Annotated in this window: 17 protein-coding genes; 11 read left to right on the plus strand and 6 right to left on the minus strand. The window is 72.9% G+C overall.

Annotated elements, in window-relative coordinates; genetic code table 11:
* The first annotated feature begins 35 nt into the window (after positions 1-35).
* Both ABT023_RS02175 and ABT023_RS02180 read left to right on the plus strand, forming a co-directional pair.
* The gene (locus ABT023_RS02175; protein ID WP_350880755.1) at positions 36-911 is read left to right on the plus strand and encodes a biotin--[acetyl-CoA-carboxylase] ligase; all 876 of its coding nucleotides are present in this window, start codon (positions 36-38) and stop codon (positions 909-911) included.
* Between the two features lie 89 nt (positions 912-1,000).
* Positions 1,001-1,573 (plus strand): PH domain-containing protein, encoded by a 573-nt coding sequence (locus ABT023_RS02180; RefSeq protein ID WP_350880757.1) that lies wholly within the window; start codon positions 1,001-1,003, stop codon positions 1,571-1,573.
* A 26-nt stretch (positions 1,574-1,599) separates the two neighbouring features.
* Here the strand turns inward: ABT023_RS02180 and ABT023_RS02185 are convergent, their stop codons facing one another.
* The 3 genes from ABT023_RS02185 to ABT023_RS02195 all read right to left on the minus strand — a co-directional run bounded on the left by ABT023_RS02185 (position 1,600) and on the right by ABT023_RS02195 (position 3,778).
* The gene (locus ABT023_RS02185; protein ID WP_350880759.1) at positions 1,600-2,433 is read right to left on the minus strand and encodes a MaoC/PaaZ C-terminal domain-containing protein; all 834 of its coding nucleotides are present in this window, start codon (positions 2,431-2,433) and stop codon (positions 1,600-1,602) included.
* A gap of 8 nt (positions 2,434-2,441) precedes the next feature.
* A complete protein-coding gene (locus ABT023_RS02190; RefSeq protein WP_350880761.1) occupies positions 2,442-3,158 on the minus strand; it encodes a GtrA family protein in 717 nt (238 codons plus the stop codon).
* 62 nt (positions 3,159-3,220) lie between these two features.
* Positions 3,221-3,778: a GtrA family protein gene (locus ABT023_RS02195; protein ID WP_350881125.1), complete on the minus strand. Its 558-nt coding sequence runs from the start codon at positions 3,776-3,778 to the stop codon at positions 3,221-3,223.
* A gap of 526 nt (positions 3,779-4,304) precedes the next feature.
* On the opposite strand from ABT023_RS02195, the gene ABT023_RS02205 reads away from it, so the two are divergent.
* The 4 genes from ABT023_RS02205 to ABT023_RS02220 are packed head-to-tail and all read left to right on the plus strand — an operon-like array spanning position 4,305 to position 9,015.
* On the plus strand, positions 4,305-6,149 hold the full coding sequence (locus ABT023_RS02205; protein WP_350880763.1) for a phosphoenolpyruvate carboxykinase (GTP): 1,845 nt from the start codon (positions 4,305-4,307) through the stop codon (positions 6,147-6,149).
* A gap of 37 nt (positions 6,150-6,186) precedes the next feature.
* A complete protein-coding gene (locus ABT023_RS02210; protein ID WP_350880765.1) occupies positions 6,187-7,047 on the plus strand; it encodes a hypothetical protein in 861 nt (286 codons plus the stop codon).
* A 23-nt stretch (positions 7,048-7,070) separates the two neighbouring features.
* A complete protein-coding gene (locus ABT023_RS02215) occupies positions 7,071-8,213 on the plus strand; it encodes a geranylgeranyl reductase family protein (protein WP_350880767.1) in 1,143 nt (380 codons plus the stop codon).
* 31 nt (positions 8,214-8,244) lie between these two features.
* Positions 8,245-9,015 (plus strand): isoprenyl transferase, encoded by a 771-nt coding sequence (locus ABT023_RS02220; RefSeq protein ID WP_350880769.1) that lies wholly within the window; start codon positions 8,245-8,247, stop codon positions 9,013-9,015.
* A gap of 109 nt (positions 9,016-9,124) precedes the next feature.
* Here the strand turns inward: ABT023_RS02220 and otsB are convergent, their stop codons facing one another.
* The 3 genes from otsB to ABT023_RS02235 form a co-directional block, all read right to left on the minus strand.
* Positions 9,125-9,949, minus strand: coding sequence for a trehalose-phosphatase (gene otsB, locus ABT023_RS02225; protein ID WP_350880771.1), 825 nt, complete (start codon positions 9,947-9,949; stop codon positions 9,125-9,127).
* Between the two features lie 68 nt (positions 9,950-10,017).
* Complete coding sequence (locus ABT023_RS02230) at positions 10,018-10,371, minus strand: hypothetical protein (RefSeq protein WP_350880773.1); 354 nt, start codon at positions 10,369-10,371, stop codon at positions 10,018-10,020.
* A gap of 162 nt (positions 10,372-10,533) precedes the next feature.
* Entirely contained in the window at positions 10,534-10,974 is a 441-nt protein-coding gene (locus ABT023_RS02235) for a helix-turn-helix domain-containing protein (protein WP_350880775.1), read from the minus strand.
* 264 nt (positions 10,975-11,238) lie between these two features.
* Here ABT023_RS02235 and ABT023_RS02240 point away from each other — a divergent pair, with 264 nt between their 5' ends.
* The 5 genes from ABT023_RS02240 to ABT023_RS02260 all read left to right on the plus strand — a co-directional run bounded on the left by ABT023_RS02240 (position 11,239) and on the right by ABT023_RS02260 (position 15,664).
* Positions 11,239-11,583, plus strand: coding sequence for a hypothetical protein (locus ABT023_RS02240; protein WP_350880777.1), 345 nt, complete (start codon positions 11,239-11,241; stop codon positions 11,581-11,583).
* Positions 11,584-11,665: 82 nt separating this feature from the next.
* The gene (locus tag ABT023_RS02245) at positions 11,666-12,028 is read left to right on the plus strand and encodes a hypothetical protein (protein ID WP_350880779.1); all 363 of its coding nucleotides are present in this window, start codon (positions 11,666-11,668) and stop codon (positions 12,026-12,028) included.
* 459 nt (positions 12,029-12,487) lie between these two features.
* The gene (gene phoH2, locus ABT023_RS02250) at positions 12,488-13,897 is read left to right on the plus strand and encodes an RNA 5'-3' helicase PhoH2 (RefSeq protein WP_350880781.1); all 1,410 of its coding nucleotides are present in this window, start codon (positions 12,488-12,490) and stop codon (positions 13,895-13,897) included.
* Positions 13,898-14,176: 279 nt separating this feature from the next.
* Positions 14,177-14,890: an aggregation-promoting factor C-terminal-like domain-containing protein gene (locus tag ABT023_RS02255; RefSeq protein ID WP_350880783.1), complete on the plus strand. Its 714-nt coding sequence runs from the start codon at positions 14,177-14,179 to the stop codon at positions 14,888-14,890.
* Between the two features lie 117 nt (positions 14,891-15,007).
* On the plus strand, positions 15,008-15,664 hold the full coding sequence (locus ABT023_RS02260) for a rhomboid family intramembrane serine protease (protein WP_350880785.1): 657 nt from the start codon (positions 15,008-15,010) through the stop codon (positions 15,662-15,664).
* The last annotated feature ends 64 nt before the right edge of the window (positions 15,665-15,728 follow it).

The following is a 15,728-nucleotide window of genomic DNA, read 5'->3' on the forward strand; positions in this document are numbered from 1 at the left end:
CGGCCGGCCGCCGGGGCGGGCCGTAGGCTGGCGGGATGTCCGGCTCCCCGTACACCGACCTGGACCGCCCGCCGCTGTCGGCGGCCCGGCTGCGCCGCGCGTTGGTCGCCCCGCACGGGCCCTGGCGGCACCTCGACCTGCGCGACGAGACCGGCTCCACCAACGCCGACGTCGCCGAGGCGGCCCAGGCGGGGGAGCCGGAGGGGCTGGTCGTGGTCGCCGAGCGGCAGACCGCCGGGCGGGGTCGGCGCGGCCGGTCCTGGCAGTCGCCGCCCCGTGCGGGCATCGCGACCAGCGTCCTGCTGCGGCCCGGCGAGGCCGTCGCGGAGCGCGGCTGGCCGCCGGCCCCCGCCTCGGGGTACGGCTGGCTGCCGCTGCTCGCCGGCGTCGCGCTGGTCGAGACGGTGGCCCGGCTGGCCGAGCTGGACGCCGCCCTGAAATGGCCGAACGACCTGCTCGTCGGCGACGCGAAATGCGCCGGCATCCTGGCCGAGGCGGTGCCCGGCCCGGCCCCGGAGCGGCCGACGGCGGTCGTGCTCGGCATCGGCCTCAACGTCACCCTGGGGGCCGGCGAGCTGCCGGAGAACCCGACCGGCCTGCCCGCCACCTCGCTGCGACTGGCCGGGGCCGTCGCCACCGACCGGGACCCGCTGCTGCGCGCCCTGCTGCGTTCCCTCGCCGACTGGTACGACCGGTGGCGCTCCGCCGGCGGGGACGCGCTGGCCAGCGGCCTGCGCGACGCCTACCTGGCTGCCTGCGGCACCGTCGGTCGACCGGTGCGGGTGCTGCTGCCCGGCGGCGACGAGGTCACCGGCACCGCCACCGGCGTCGACCCCGACGGCCGGCTCGTCGTCGACACCCCCGCCGGCCCGCGCGCCCTCGCGGCCGGCGATGTCCTGCACCTGCGTTAGCCGCCACGGTGGGAACCACCGCACCGGCTGATCCAACTGCGGCCGTCGACCGGTTACGGTCAGCGCGTCCGTTCTGCGAGGAGGTTCCCGTGGCGTTCCCCGAAGACGTGCTCACCGAGGACGAGCACGTCGTGCTGCACCTGCATCCGCACTGGAAGGCGGTGGTGCGGCCGGCGCTGGTGCTGGTGCTCGCCGTCGCCGCAGTGGTGGCGGCCTGGATCCTGCTCCCGGACGGCGAGGCCTCGACCATCGCCCTGTACGTGGTCGCGGGGCTCGCCCTGCTGCTCGTGCTCTGGTTCGGGCTCTGGCCGTTCCTGGTCTGGCGCAGCACGCACTACCTGTTCACCGACGAGCGGGTGCTGCTCCAGCAGGGGGTGCTCTCCCGGGACCGGCGGGACATCCCGCTCACCCGGATCAACGACCACGCGATGAGCCAGCGCTTCGTCGAGCGGCTGCTCGGCTGCGGCACGCTCACCATCGAGTCGGCCGGCGAACGGGGCCAGGCGATGCTGACCGACGTCCCAGGGGTGGACCGGGTGCAGACCAAGCTGTACGAGCTGGTCGAGGCGCACCACGACCGGCACTCCCTCGGCGACGGCGAGATGCGCGAGATCCTCGCCGACATGCGCGAGGGCAAACCCCTTCGAGACCCCACCGCCTGAGCCCCGCGCCGAGGCGTGGGGTGGGGTTAGGCGGGGCGGAGGGTGAACCAGCCGCGGAAGCGGGTGCGGAGCACCTCGCGGTCCGGCTGGTCGTCCGGCCCGAGGCGGAACATCGTGCCGGTGAGGCTGACCGTGCCGAGCCCCGGCCGGGCGGCGGACGGGCGACTGCCCACCACGTCCAGGCGCACCGTCAGGCGGTCGCCGGCCCGTACCGGGGCCAGCCAGCGCAGTTCCTCCAGGCCGGGGGAGGCGTCGGCCGCGGCCCGGGCCAGCACGTGGTCGACGTACGCCCGCATGAAGAGGCTGACCGTGTAGAAGCCGCTGGCGATCAGCCCGCCGTGGTGGCTCGCGGCGGCCTGCTCGGGATCGACGTGGTACCACTGCGGGTCGAACCGGCGGGCGAAGGCGACCATCTCGTCGCCGTCCACCAACACCACGCCCAGATCGAAGGTACGCCCGGGAGTCAGGTCCTCGAAGAACAGTTCGGCCGGTGTGCCCGTGCCCGAGCGCACCGGAAGACCCGCCGGGGACGGCGCGACGGGGCTGCCGCCCGGCGTGGCGGCCGAGCTCTCGTGGTGCGTCGGCGGCACACCGGGAGGGGCGGCCTGCTCCGGGACGGCCGGTCGGGCCTGCTCCGGGACGGCCGGTTCGGTGCCGGCGGTGCCGGTCTGCTGCGGGACGGCCGGTCCGGCGTCGCCGGCCTGCCCCGGGGAGGCTGGCCCGGCCTGATCCCGGGTGGTTGGCCCGGTGCCGGCAGGGCTCGTCCCCGGCCCGACGAAGCCGGGACGATCGGGGCCGGGCTGCGGCGATGCGGGGTTGGGGCGGTCCGGGTCGGTCCCCGGTACGGCGATGTCGGTCATGTCGCGGCTCACCTCCGGCGCCGGCGGGTGCCGGCGTGCAACTCGTTGGCGAGTTCCGCCCCCAGCTCACCGTCGAGCGTGGCCCCGAGCGCGGCGTCGGCCGGCGCGGGGCGCCCCTGCGTCGGGGCGGCGCCGTCGCGGCGGCCCGCCGGCCGGCGGGTGCCGGGCCGGGGCTCGGCCTCCTCCAGCTCGCTGACCGACTCGGCCAGCTCGGCGACCGGGTCCATCTCGGCCATCGTGTCCCACTCGTCCCGGGGAATGGTGTGCCAGGTGTCCGCCTGTGGCTCGACCGGCGCGGGCTGGAACACGAACGTCCGGTACGACCAGAAGCGGAAGAGGGTGGCCAGCAGCACGCCGCCGGTCTTCGCCACGTTCAGGGCGAGCAGGCTGGTCATGCCGAGGCCGTACTTGGCCGCCGCCAGGACGCCGAGCTCGATGAGTAGTCCGGTCGCGTTGAACAGGAAGAAAAGGGCGTATTCTCGACGTAGTGCCGCTTTTGGGCGATCCCGGTACGTCCAGTGCCGATTCATCAGATATGACGTGATCGTCGCCACCACGGTGGCGATGACAGTCGCCTTGAGCTGACCGTCCCGGAAAACGGTTAGTGCCAGCGCGTTGAACACCGCGTAATTGATGACGGTGTTGATGCCGCCGACAATGCCGAATTTGAGCGCCTCTTGGATGAACTTCTGCCAGCGCTCAGGCAGCAGACGGACAAGACGCATGGGCAACACCTTAGGCGAGAGGCGGGGCCGGCTCGGCCCGGCCGGACGAGAGGGGCGGCAGGTCACGCCCGGGGTTCCCGGTCGAGGGCCGCTCCCGTGACGGTCTGGGTTCCCGCTTCGACGGTCTGGGTTCCCGCTTCCACAAAGACGAACCTTCGGTACGACCAGAACCGGAACAGGGTGCCGAGCCCGGTGCCGACGACGAAGCTGGCGAGGTTGTCGGCGAGGGCGGTCTGGAACACGCCGGGCCAGAGGGCGCCGAGGCCGTACCGGCTGATCGCCAGGCAGGCCACCGCGATGCCCAGGCCGACCGCGTTGAAGAAGAAGAACAGCGCGTACTCGCGGGCCGGGTTGGAGCGCTGGCGGTGCCGCCACGTCCAGAACCGGTTGCCGACGAAGGCGACGGTCGCGGCGATCACGGTGGAGATCGTCTTCGCGGTCACCTGCTCCACGCCCCGGGCGTTGATCAGATAGTTGAAGAGGGCGAAGTCGACGAGGAAGGCCACGCTGCCCACGGTCGCGAACTTGCTGAGCTCGCGGACCAGGTGACCGAAGCGGTCGATCAGGGCGCGTACCGGACCCGGGCGGGTCGGCGGGGGGCCCGACTGGTCCCCGGTCATCGTCGCGGCCACCCGCCGAGCGTACCGGTTCCATCCGCCGGAGGCGGGCACCAACGGGCGACCGGCCGCCGGGCGCGCTGCGGGAACGCGGGGCGAGCCGGCGCCGCCGGGAGGTGGACGCGCGTCGGTGAGCACACCGTAACCCGCGGTGCGCCAATTGTGGATGGGGTTGCCGAATGGATGCGGTACGCCCGTCGCGCGGTTCCGGCGTCGGTCCACCCACGTCACCGCGCAGTCCCACCCGCACCACCCCGGCGCGGTCGCCCCGAAGTCGTCCGGGCGGCGGTGACCTCGGCCGAGGTTCACCAAAGGATTTGCGTGAAACTGCGCGCGAAAGTGGGTATTAGATCGCGATGCCGCAGCGTGGCCGTACCTTGTGCAGTTCTTCACAACCAGTCCCACTGACTCGCGACGTCGCCCGGTTTACGCTGAGGCCAATCCCAGGTTTCCACGAAGGCGACGCCTCGCGCCGTCCCAACTCGTGCATCCCATAGATCGGTCAGCGTCGACCACAAGGAGATGTGTCATGGTTGCTCCGGCTACCGTTCGGGGTATCGATCAGGCCCCGACGTCCCACCCCGAACTGCTCACCTGGGTCCGAGAAGTAGCGGAACTGACCACCCCGGACCGGGTCGTGTGGGTGGACGGGTCCGACGAGGAGTGGCGCCGCCTCACCGACGAGCTCGTCGACAACGGCACCCTGATCCGGCTCAACCCGGAGAAGAAGCCCAACTCGTTCTACGCCCGCACCGACCCGTCGGACGTCGCCCGGGTCGAGGAGCGCACCTTCATCTGCTCCGTGGACGAGGCGGACGCCGGCCCCACCAACAACTGGATGGCGCCGGCCGAGATGAAGCGGACGATGACGGAGCTGTACCGCGGCTGCATGCGCGGACGCACCATGTACGTCATCCCGTTCTGCATGGGCCCGGTCGAGGCCGAGAGCCCCATGTTCGGTGTCGAGATCACCGACAGCCCGTACGTGGTGGCCTCGATGCGCATCATGACCCGGATGGGCGCGAAGGTCCTGGAGGCGATGGGCGACGACGCGGACTTCGTCCACGCGCTGCACTCCATCGGCGCCCCGCTCGCCCCCGGTCAGCAGGACGTCACCTGGCCGTGCAACGAGACGAAGTACATCTCCCACTTCCCGGAGACCCGGGAGATCTGGTCCTTCGGCTCCGGCTACGGCGGCAACTCGCTGCTCGGCAAGAAGTGCTACTCGCTGCGGATCGCCAGCGTCATGGGGCGCGACGAGGGCTGGCTCGCCGAGCACATGCTGATCCTGAAGATCACCTCACCGGAGGGACGGGTCTACCACGTCGCCGGGGCGTTCCCGTCCGCGTGTGGCAAGACCAACCTGGCCATGCTGGAGCCGACCATCCCGGGCTGGAAGGTCGAGACCATCGGCGACGACATCGCCTGGATGCGCTTCGGCCAGGACGGCCGGCTCTACGCGGTCAACCCCGAGTACGGCCTCTTCGGCGTCGCCCCTGGCACCGACTGGAAGACCAACGCCAACGCGATGCGGACGCTGGACCGCGGCAACTCCGTCTTCACGAACGTCGCCCTCACCGACGACGGTGACATCTGGTGGGAGGGGATGGGCGAGCCGCCGGCGCACCTGGTCGACTGGAAGGGCAACGACTGGACGCCGCAGAGCGACAGCCTCTCCTCGCACGCGAACAGCCGGTTCTGCACCCCGATCACCCAGTGCCCGATCCTGTCCGACGACTACTACGACCCGAACGGCGTGCCGATCGACGCGATCCTGTTCGGCGGTCGCCGCCGGGACACCATCCCGCTGATCACCGAGGCCCGGGACTGGGTGCACGGCGTCTACCTGGGCGCGACGCTGTCCTCGGAGACCACCGCCGCCGCGTCCGGCGCGGTGGGCGTGGTACGCCGCGACCCGATGGCCATGCTGCCGTTCATCGGCTACAACGCCGGCGACTACTTCCGGCACTGGATCGAGATGGGCAAGGGCACCGACGGCGACGAGTCCAAGCTGCCGAAGATCTACTACGTCAACTGGTTCCGCAAGGACGCCGAGGGCAGCTTCCTCTGGCCGGGCTTCGGTGAGAACTCGCGGGTGCTCAAGTGGGTCGTCGAGCGGCTGGAGGGCCGGGCCGACGCGGTGGAGACCCCGATCGGCATGGTTCCGGCGCAGGACGCGCTGGACATCGAGGGCCTCGACATGACCCCGGAGGACGTCCGGATCGCGCTGAAGGTCGACCCGGCGGAGTGGCGCGAGGAGCTGCCGCTGATCACCGAGTGGTTCGAGAAGTTCGGGGACAAGCTCCCCGGCGTGCTCTGGGCCGAGCTGGACGCGCTGCGCGCCCGGCTCGACGCGGAGCAGCCGACGCGGTAGGTGTGATCCGCCCCCGTACAGGGCATCATCTGATCCCATGAGGACGGCCGTCGAGACCCAGGTCCGGCGGCCGTCCGCCGTCCGGGCGCTGACCATCCTGCTCGCCGTGACGGCGGCGGCCACCGTCGTGGTCGAGCTGCTCAACTGGTGGTACGCGCCGGAGCAGGAGTTCGGGCTCGCGGTACGCACCGGCTGGGCGATGCTCCGCTCGCTCGGCTTCCTGGTGCTGATCGGGCACGTCCGCCGGGGCCGTACCGTCGCCAGGCCGTTCGGGCTGATCCTCGCCGTCACCACGGTCTTCGCGGTGGGCCGGCTGGTGGTGCCCCGGCAGGGCGTGCCGCCACTGCCCGGGCTGCTCGGCTTCGCCCTGCTGGCCGCGCTCTGCGTGGCCGTGGTCTGGCTGCTGTACCGCTCGGCCGCGGTCGCGGGCCACCTGGTCCGGCACCGCAAGGGCCTGGTCGTCTCCGGCGGGACGATCTCCTGGCAGGAGGTCGCCCCGAAGCGTCCGCCGGTCACCGGCTGGCTGCTCACCAGCCGGGTCGCCGCGTTCACGTACAGCCCGTTGATGTTGGTCCCGGCCCTGGTCGCCACCGGCGCGATCCTGGACGGCCGGTTGGCCGCCGCGCCCGCCGTGCTGTTCTGGTTCGCCGCCGGCATCGGGGTCAGCTATCTCGTGCTGCTCTGCACCGCCTTCCTCATGCGCGGCAAGCGTTGGGCCAGGTCGCTGCTGGTGGCGATCACCCTCGGCGTGCTCGCCGTCGACCTGCCGCTGTGCTGGTGGCTGCTCGGCGTCGACGGCCTGATTCGTGACGGCGGGCCGTTGCTCGCCGCCGCCGCCCTGGCGTTGTACGGGTTGTGGCGCGCCGGCCGGGTCGAGCAACCGGCCGTGCCGGGCTGAGCGCACGGAGCAGGGGAGGTGGCATGACCGACGAGTACGACGTGGCGGTGGTCGGGGCGGGCCCGGCCGGGACGGCCGCCGCGCTGGCGGCCCGCCGGCTCGGGGCCCGGGTGCTGCTGCTGGACCGGGCCGACTTCCCCCGGGACAAGGCGTGCGGGGACGGCATCGCCGCGCACGCGCTGGACGTCCTCGCCGGGCTGGGCGTCACCGACGCCGTCGACGGGTACGCCCCGCTGCCCCGGCTGCGGCTGGTCGGGCCCAACGGCGGCGCGGTGGCCCGGCCGCTGCCCCGGCCCGCGTACACGGTGCCCCGGAAGGTTTTCGACGCCCGGCTGGTGGCGGCGGCGGTGGCGGCCGGCGCGGAGCTGCGCCGGCACGCCGTGCGCCGGGTCGAGGCGCGCGACGGGTGGGTGGTGCTCGACGGCGGCATCGCCGCGCGGGCGGTGGTCGGCGCGGACGGCGCCGGGTCGGTGGTCCGCCGGGCACTCGGCCACCCGCCGAACCCGGACCGCCACCTGGCGCTGGCCATCCGGGGGTACGCCCCGACCCGGCCGGGCCCGCCCGAGCAGCTCATCGTCACCTCGGCACCGCGCTGGCCGGCGTACGCGTGGTCGTTCCCGATCGGCGACGGGCGGGCGAACGTCGGGTACGGGGAGGTGCTGCGGGGCGAGCCGCTGACCCGCGCCCACCTGCTGGACCGGCTGGCCGCGCTGCTGCCCGGCACCGACCCGGCCGCGGTGACCGCCCTGCGCGCCCACCACCTGCCGCTGTCCACCTATCGCCCGCCCCCGGGCCGGGGTCGGCTGGTGCTCGCCGGGGACGCGCTGTCGCTGATCAACCCGTTCACCGGGGAGGGGATCTTCTACGCGCTGCTCTCCGGCGCCCTGGCCGGCGCGGCGGCGGCCGGTGACCCGGGCGGGGCCGCCCGGCGGTACGCCGACGCCCTACGCCGCCGGCTCGGCACCCACCTGCGGCACAGCTCGACGGCGGCCCGGCTCGCCCGGCGGCGGTGGGTGGTCGACGGGGCGGTGCGCGCCGCCCGCCGCGACGAACGGGTCTTCGGCACCGTCGTCGAGCTGGGCCTCGGCGACGGCCGGCTGGACGCACGCACCCTCGCGATGATCGGCATCGGCCTCTCGGCCCGGGATGGGCCACCGCGGGACTGAACCGGGTGGCGGGTCGCTACTCTGCAAGGTGATGACTCTACGGAACCTCCTCTACTCCGTGTACGAGCGGCGGCTGACGGCCAAGCTCGCGGGCAAGCCGGTGCCCCGGCACGTGGGCGTGATGTGCGACGGCAACCGCCGTTGGGCGCGGGACATGGGATTCGTCGACCCCAACGACGGGCACCGGATGGGCGCGGAGCGGATCAAGGAGCTGCTGCGCTGGTGTGACGCCGCCGGGGTGGGGCACGTGACGCTCTGGTTGCTCTCCACCGAGAACTTCTCCCGACCGGCGGAGGAGCTGGATCCGCTGCTCCAGATCATCGAGGACCTGAGCACCGAGCTGGCCGAGGCGGGCAACCCCTGGCGGCTGCGGATGGTCGGGGCGCTCGACGTCCTGCCGACGCAGCACGCGGCGGCGCTCAAGGCGGCCGAGGAACGGACCCGGGAGCGCACCGGCGGCGCCCAGGTCAACATCGCCGTCGGGTACGGCGGCCGGCGCGAGATCGCTGACGCGGTCCGCTCGCTGCTGCTGGAGCACGCCGCGGCCGGCGGCACCATCGAGGAGCTGGCCGAGGCGTTGGACGTCGACCACATCTCCGAGCATCTCTACACCCGGGGTCTGCCGGACCCGGACCTGATCATCCGGACCAGCGGCGAGCAGCGGCTGTCGGGCTTCATGCTGTGGCAGTCGGCCCACTCGGAGTACTACTTCTGCGAGCTGAACTGGCCCGACTTCCGCCGGGTCGACTTCCTCCGCGCGCTGCGCTCGTACGCCACCCGCCAGCGCCGTTTCGGCACCTGACCCGCCCCGCCCTCGTTCCCCGCGATCTTGCGCTCGGGGCCCTCGTTCCGTCCCCTTTGTCGGCTCCGCCCGGGCCGAAAGTGCAAGATCGGCGGAGGCGGGCGGGAGGTCAGCGTAGGTGGGGCAGGGCCTCGGTGAGGAAGTCGCCGAGGGCGGCGGGAGAGTCGATCGTCAGGTCGGCGGCCTCGGCGACCTCGTGGCCGGTCTCCGGGTTCGCCACCGCCACGCAGACCCCGAGGAACTCCGGGTCCGCCGCCGCGCGGGCGCGCAGCGCCGCGAACGCCTTGATGTCGGAGACGTCGTCGCCGAAGTACCAGGCGCCGCCGGCGTCCCGCACCACCTCGCCGATGACCAGGCCCTTGTCCCGGTCGACCGGCGGCTTGATCTCCAGCACCATCCGGCCCGCCTGCACGCGCAGACCGAGCCGGTCGGCCTGGGCCCGGCCCCAGTCCTGTACCTGGGCGCCGAGCTGCGGGGCGGTGCGCCAGTGCAGCGCGACGGAGAGCCGCTTGAACTCGACCAGCGCCCCGGCCGGCAGCTCGGCGCGGGCGAGGTCGGCCAGCTCCCGCATGGTCGGCACCCAGGGCAGCGCCGCAGGCTCGGTGACCGTCTCGCCGCCGGAGTGGCTGTGCTCCAGCCCGTAGAGGCCGTAGAGGTCGACGCCGTCCAGCCCGCCGAGCTGGTCGCGGAGGAACTCCACCGGCCGGGCGGAGACGATCGCGATCCGGCGGACCAGCGGCGCCAGGGCCTCGATCGCGGCCAGCACCTTCGGGGCCGGCCGCACCGCCGTCGGGTCGTCGTCGACGGCCGCGAGTGTGCCGTCGAAGTCGAAGAAGAGGACGGTGTCGCCCAGCCGGCCGGCGGTCGCCCGCCAGGCCCGGTCGGCGTCCAGCGGGGTCTTCGGCTGTTGGTTGCCCAGATTCAACGGCGGCACGGGCGAAAGCGTACCCCGGGGCGGGCGGCCTATTCGTGGTCGAGACGAGTCTCCCGGCCGGGCCCGGGTCAGCGTTCGGAGGCTCCCCGACCCCGGCGTCCGAACGGCACCACCTCGGCGTCCTGGCCGTGGCTGAGCAGGTAGCCCTCCACGAAACCGGTGTTCCGGTCGCCGGTACGCGCCTCGATCTCGTTGAGCCGGGCCACCAGGAACTCGGTGAGCGCGCTGATCCGGTCGTTGAGCCGGTCGTGCAGCTCGGCGACGACGGCCAGGACGACCGCCGTGCCGGCGGTGGTGAGCGCGAGGACGTTGGCGACCACGGGAAGCTGCCCGCCACCGACCGCGCCGAGCACCAGGTTGCCGGTCACGGCCGATGTCAGGGACACCACCGCGACCACGACTGCAAACCACTTCAGGGTCATGGACAGACCCCTCCTTCTGTCCCGCAGGGCTGAGTTCGGCCTTGTCCCGTCCCCCCGCCGATGACGAGCCCAAGCAGTACGAATAGGGACGCTAGCGCTCCCGTTCCTCCCCCGAAGGCAAACGATTGGGTTCGACCTGCCGTTCTTTCGCCATCTGAGGAACTACCCCGCCCGATTACCTGTTTTTCGGACATCGATGGGAAGAGTTGGGCGATATGCGAGGTAACGAATGGTTTCCCGGATGTGGAACTTCTCCGCGTCCGACACGTTCGGGTCGATCAGCCGCCGCAGCAGCGCCTCCACGTCCGGGTCCATCGGAGGCGGGCCGGGCGCGGGGCGCGGGCTGGCCGCCCGGTCCCAGCCGAGCGCCGCGAAGGCGGCCGTCGGGTTGAGGCCGAGACCCTCGCAGAAGGCGACCACCCGCTCGGCCTCCGGGTCGCTGACCCAGTCACCCCGGACCCAGCGGTTGATGGTCTGGCGGGAGACGCCGGTACGCCGGGAGGCCTCGGTGCCGCTCCAGGCGCGCATGGCCCGGGCGTCGTCGAGGGCCCGGCGGACGAAGGCGGCGAAGGCGATCTTCCGGGCGTGAGCGCTCTCGGTCACTCCGTGACGGTACGACCACTCACGTCTGGTCCGGTCGCCGGGCGCGCCTGTTGTCACGTGAGTGAGACACGCGTACGGCATGCAAGATGGCCGTTCCGCACCGGTTGCGCGGCCCCTCACCTGGGCAGAATAGGTGCCGGTCAGTGCCGGTGTGATCGGACGAAAAGCTGATACTGTCACGTTCATGGGACAATCTACCGTGTGTCACGTGCCTGAGACGACTGGTGCTCGCATGCGTCCCTCACCCGGTACGAGGGAGGTGTGGTGACCGAACTCGCCACCCGCGCCCAGGCCTTCGGTCTGATCGCGGAGGGGGTGGCCGCCGGGCTGAGCGCGCCGTGGCGCCTCTACCTCGCCAGGGGGTGCCGTTTCCTCTCGCTCAACGTGGGGGACCGGGTGGAGTGGAACGCCTGGCGGACCCACCTGGGCTGCCCGGAGCTCAGCGTCCGGGTCTACGACGCCGGCGGCGAGATCCGCCGCTCCTCGGTTGCCGAGGTGGTCTTGGACGGCTGCCGGATCAGCGTCGAACTGACCGAGGAGGTCAGCACCGACGACCTGGACCGGCTGCTGGCCACCGACCCCACCTCCGTCGAGCCGGAGGAACGGTGAGCGCCCCGCCGCCCCGCCGCGCAGCCGCCGGGCCCCCGCCCCGCCCCGCCGCCGCCCCGCCGCCCCGCCGGGGAGCCGCCGGATGAGTCCCTTCCTCGCGGTCTTCCTCGTCCTCGTGCTCGGCTCGACCAGTTACGCGGCGGGCCGGCTGCACGGTCAGCTCAGCTACCGGATCGGCTACCGCTTCGGATACCGGCAGGGGTACTTCGACGGCGACCGGGGCGCCTGGAACCGGCGCCGCCGGGAGGCGCAGGCGGCCATCGCCTCCGCCCTGGCCGGCCCGCCGCCGGCCCGCGACCGGAGCGGCCAGGCCGCCCGGCAGGGCACCACCTACACCGGCTCGTCCTTCGCCGCCCCGTCCCGCGGGGGTGCCGTGGCGGTCGCCGCGCCGGCCAACGCGAGCGGACGGCACCCCACCGGCGCCCTGGTCCGGTGGCGGGGCTGATCAGACCCGGCCGGCCGCCGGCTCGCGGCGGCAGGTCCGGCCCGCCGCCGACCTCCGGCGGTGGCCACGCCCCCGCCCGCCGGCCGGGGAGAGGGGCGGACCGCCGGCTCCCGCCGGAGCGGCACGAGCACGGTGCGTCGTCCGCGGCGGACGCGCACCGTCGGGACCACGTCAGACCGGTGACCGTGGTCCCACCGGCCGGGATGCGCGCAGGGGGCATGCATCCCGGCCGGTCCGCCGCGCCGGTCCGCCGGCCCGTCGCCGGAGATCCAGTCGACAACCTCTAGCCGGGACGTCCCGGCGGGGCTAGCGTCTAGTCATGGCACGGGGCTCCCCCGAGCCAGCCGGCCAGCCCGGAACTGCGACCTCGCGCACGGGGCCCGCATCCGACCCCGTGTCCCCGGGCACCGGACGAGGCGGAACGCGGGTGGCCGGGTGCCCATCCGTCGGAGCAGGCCTGTGACGACTCGCCGTACCCCCGCCGGTGCCGACCAGACCCCGGCCGCGACTGCCACGACCCGCCGCGCCACCCGGAGCCGCCGCGTGGCTGCCCCGGTCGAGCCCGAGGAGCCCCGACCAGCCGGCCAGGCGTTCGTCCTGGACACCTCGGTCCTGCTCTCGGACCCGGCGGCGTTCCACCGGTTCGCCGAGCACGAGGTGGTGCTGCCCCTCGTGGTCATCTCCGAACTGGAGGGCAAGCGGCACCATCCGGAGCTGGGCTGGTTCGCCCGGCAGTCGCTGCGCATGCTGGACGAGCTGCGCGTGCGCCATGGCCGGCTGGACCGGCCGGTGCCCGCCAACGACGACGGCGGCACCCTGCGGGTGGAGCTGAACCACACCGACGACGGCGTGCTGCCACCCGGCTTCCGCAACGAGTCCAACGACGCCCGGATCCTCTCGGTCGCGCTCAACCTCGCAGCCGAGGGGCGGGAGGTGACCCTGGTCAGCAAGGACATGCCGCTGCGGGTGAAGGCGGCCTCGGTCGGGCTGCACGCCGACGAGTACCGGCACGGCCAGGCCAGTGACCCGACCTGGACGGGGATGGCCGAGCTGGAGTTGGGCGAGGACGAGATCGGTCGGCTCTACGCGGGCGAGACCCTGGACGTGGACGCCGCGGCCGGGCTGTCCTGCCACACCGGGCTGGTGCTGCAGTCAGCGCGCGGCTCCGCGCTGGGCCGGGTGCTGCCCGACAAGACGGTCCGGCTGGTCCGGGGCGACCGGGAGGCGTTCGGCGTGCACGGCCGCTCGGCCGAGCAACGGATCGCCCTCGAACTGCTGCTGGACGAGTCGATCGGGATCGTCTCGCTGGGCGGCCGGGCCGGTACCGGCAAGTCGGCGCTGGCGCTGTGCGCCGGCCTGGAGGCGGTGATGGAGCGGCGCCGGCACAAGAAGGTGGTCGTCTTCCGCCCGCTCTACGCCGTCGGTGGCCAGGAGCTGGGCTACCTGCCCGGCTCCGAGACCGAGAAGATGTCGCCCTGGGCGCAGGCGGTCTTCGACACCCTCGGCGCGGTGGTGCACGAGAACGTGCTGGAGGAGGTCATGGCCCGGGGGATCCTGGAGGTCCTGCCGCTCACCCACATCCGGGGCCGCAGCCTGCACGACGCCTTCGTCATCGTGGACGAGGCCCAGTCGCTGGAGCGGGGCGTCCTGCTCACCGTGCTGTCCCGGATCGGCCAGGGCTCGCGGGTGGTCCTCACCCACGACGTCGCCCAGCGGGACAACCTGCGGGTGGGGCGGCACGACGGGGTGACCGCCGTGATCGAGGCGCTCAGGGGCCACCCCCTGTTCGCACACGTCACGCTGACCCGGTCCGAGCGGTCGCCCATCGCCGCGATGGTGACCGACCTGTTGGAGGGCATTCCACTCTGATCGCGATTTTATGACCGTTAAGTGGTGAATCGCCCCGATTCTGCCTGTGGCCCAAGTCACAAATGTGGCTGATGGTTTCCCATCGGTCCCACTGTGCGCAATGGTGTCCAACGAGCGCCCGCGTCCCGGAAAGATCGTCCGCCGTCGTCCGACGGCGGGGCGGAAGGAACCCGGGTGCGCCGGCTGCGACCGGCAGGGTCGGGGCGCTCACGACGCGGGTCGACCCCTCGGCGGGTCGGGGCCACGTCGTGTCCTTGCTCCCGACGAAGGGACCACTTCGTGAGTCGGCTGTGGAGCCGGTTCGGCGCCCGTACCGCCGCCGTCGCACTGCTCTCCGTGGGCGTTGCCGGCGGCTTCTATCTGGGCGAAGACCGGGAAACTCAGCAACAGGGCCTCACCGCGCAGGTCGGCCTCCAGGTCGACCAGGCCGAGTACGACTACCAGCGCGACCGGCAGGCCGCGCACCGGGTCAGCTCCGCCAAGCAGCGGGCCGCCGAGTACCAGGCCAAGCTGCGCGCCGCCGCGGCGGCGAAGGAGGCCGCCGAGCGGGCCCGCGAGGCCGAGGCCGCGGCGGCGTCCCGCAAGAAGGAGCGCGAGGCGGCGGCGAAGAAGGAGGCCGCCGAGAAGGCGGCGGCGGCGACCAAGACGAGCAAGCCGTACGACGGCCCGATCCCGGCCTCGTGCAGCGAGTACGGCGGCAACCGGAAGGTCGGCTGCGCGCTGATGCTCGACGCCGGCTTCGGCATCGACCAGTTCCCGTGCCTGGACAAGCTCTGGACCAAGGAGAGCGGCTGGAACCACAAGGCCCGCAACCCTTCCTCCGGCGCGTACGGCATCCCCCAGTCGCTGCCGGGCAGCAAGATGGGCTCGGTGGCCGGTGACTGGGAGACCAACCCGGCCACCCAGATCAAGTGGGGCCTCGGCTACATCAAGGGCCGGTACAACAGTCCCTGTGGCGCGTGGAGCCACTCGCAGAGCAGCGGCTGGTACTGACCGGAGAAGCATCGAGGCGGCGGGGGGCGCGGAATTCGCACCCCCCGCCGCTGTCATGTCGGGACCGGTTTCACCCACGGGTGGCGGTCGGCGGGGTTTGCTGATAGCTCTTGGGGGGTGACCCTGCACGGCGAACCCCCGGGTGGCGACCCGCGACGCTTCGGCACCGAGGCCTTCTACGCCTCGATCGGCCGGGCCTTCGTCGCCATGTGCGCCGTCGTGCCGGTCCTCTTCCTGGTCGAGGGCCTCGACGCCGGCCTCGGCATCGACCTCGACCTGGCCGGCGGCATCATCCCGCGCCGCATCGACGGGCTGGACGGGGTGCTCTTCTCGCCGTTCCTGCACGCCGACTTCAACCACCTCTACAGCAACAGCGTGCCGCTGATCCTGCTCGGCACGTTCGTGCTCGCCGCCGGCTTCCGGCGCTTCCTCTGGTCCACCCTGGTCGTCGTGCTGGTCAGCGGGCTGGGCGTGTGGTTCACCGGCTCGCCGAACTCGGTCGTGGTCGGGGCCAGCGGGGTCATCTTCGGCTACCTGGGCATCCTGCTCACCCGAGGCGTGGTCGAGCGGAGCTGGTGGAACTTCGGCGTGGTGCTGCTGGTCGGTCTGCTCTACGGCTGGCAACTGCTGGGCATCCTCCCCACCGACGGGCGGATCTCCTGGCAGGGCCACCTCTTCGGGCTGGTCGGTGGCGTGGTCGCCGCGATCCTGTTCCGACGCCGCCGGGCCGAGTCCGATCCGTACGACCTGGACTCCCCGCTCACGCTGCCCTGACACGGCCCCTTCCCCTGCCGCCCGGGCGCGGCACGCGGGTGATGGGACGTGCTTGCCCCGGTCC

This window comes from Micromonospora sp. NPDC002296 (genome assembly GCF_040296145.1).
Lineage (GTDB): Bacteria > Actinomycetota > Actinomycetes > Mycobacteriales > Micromonosporaceae > Micromonospora.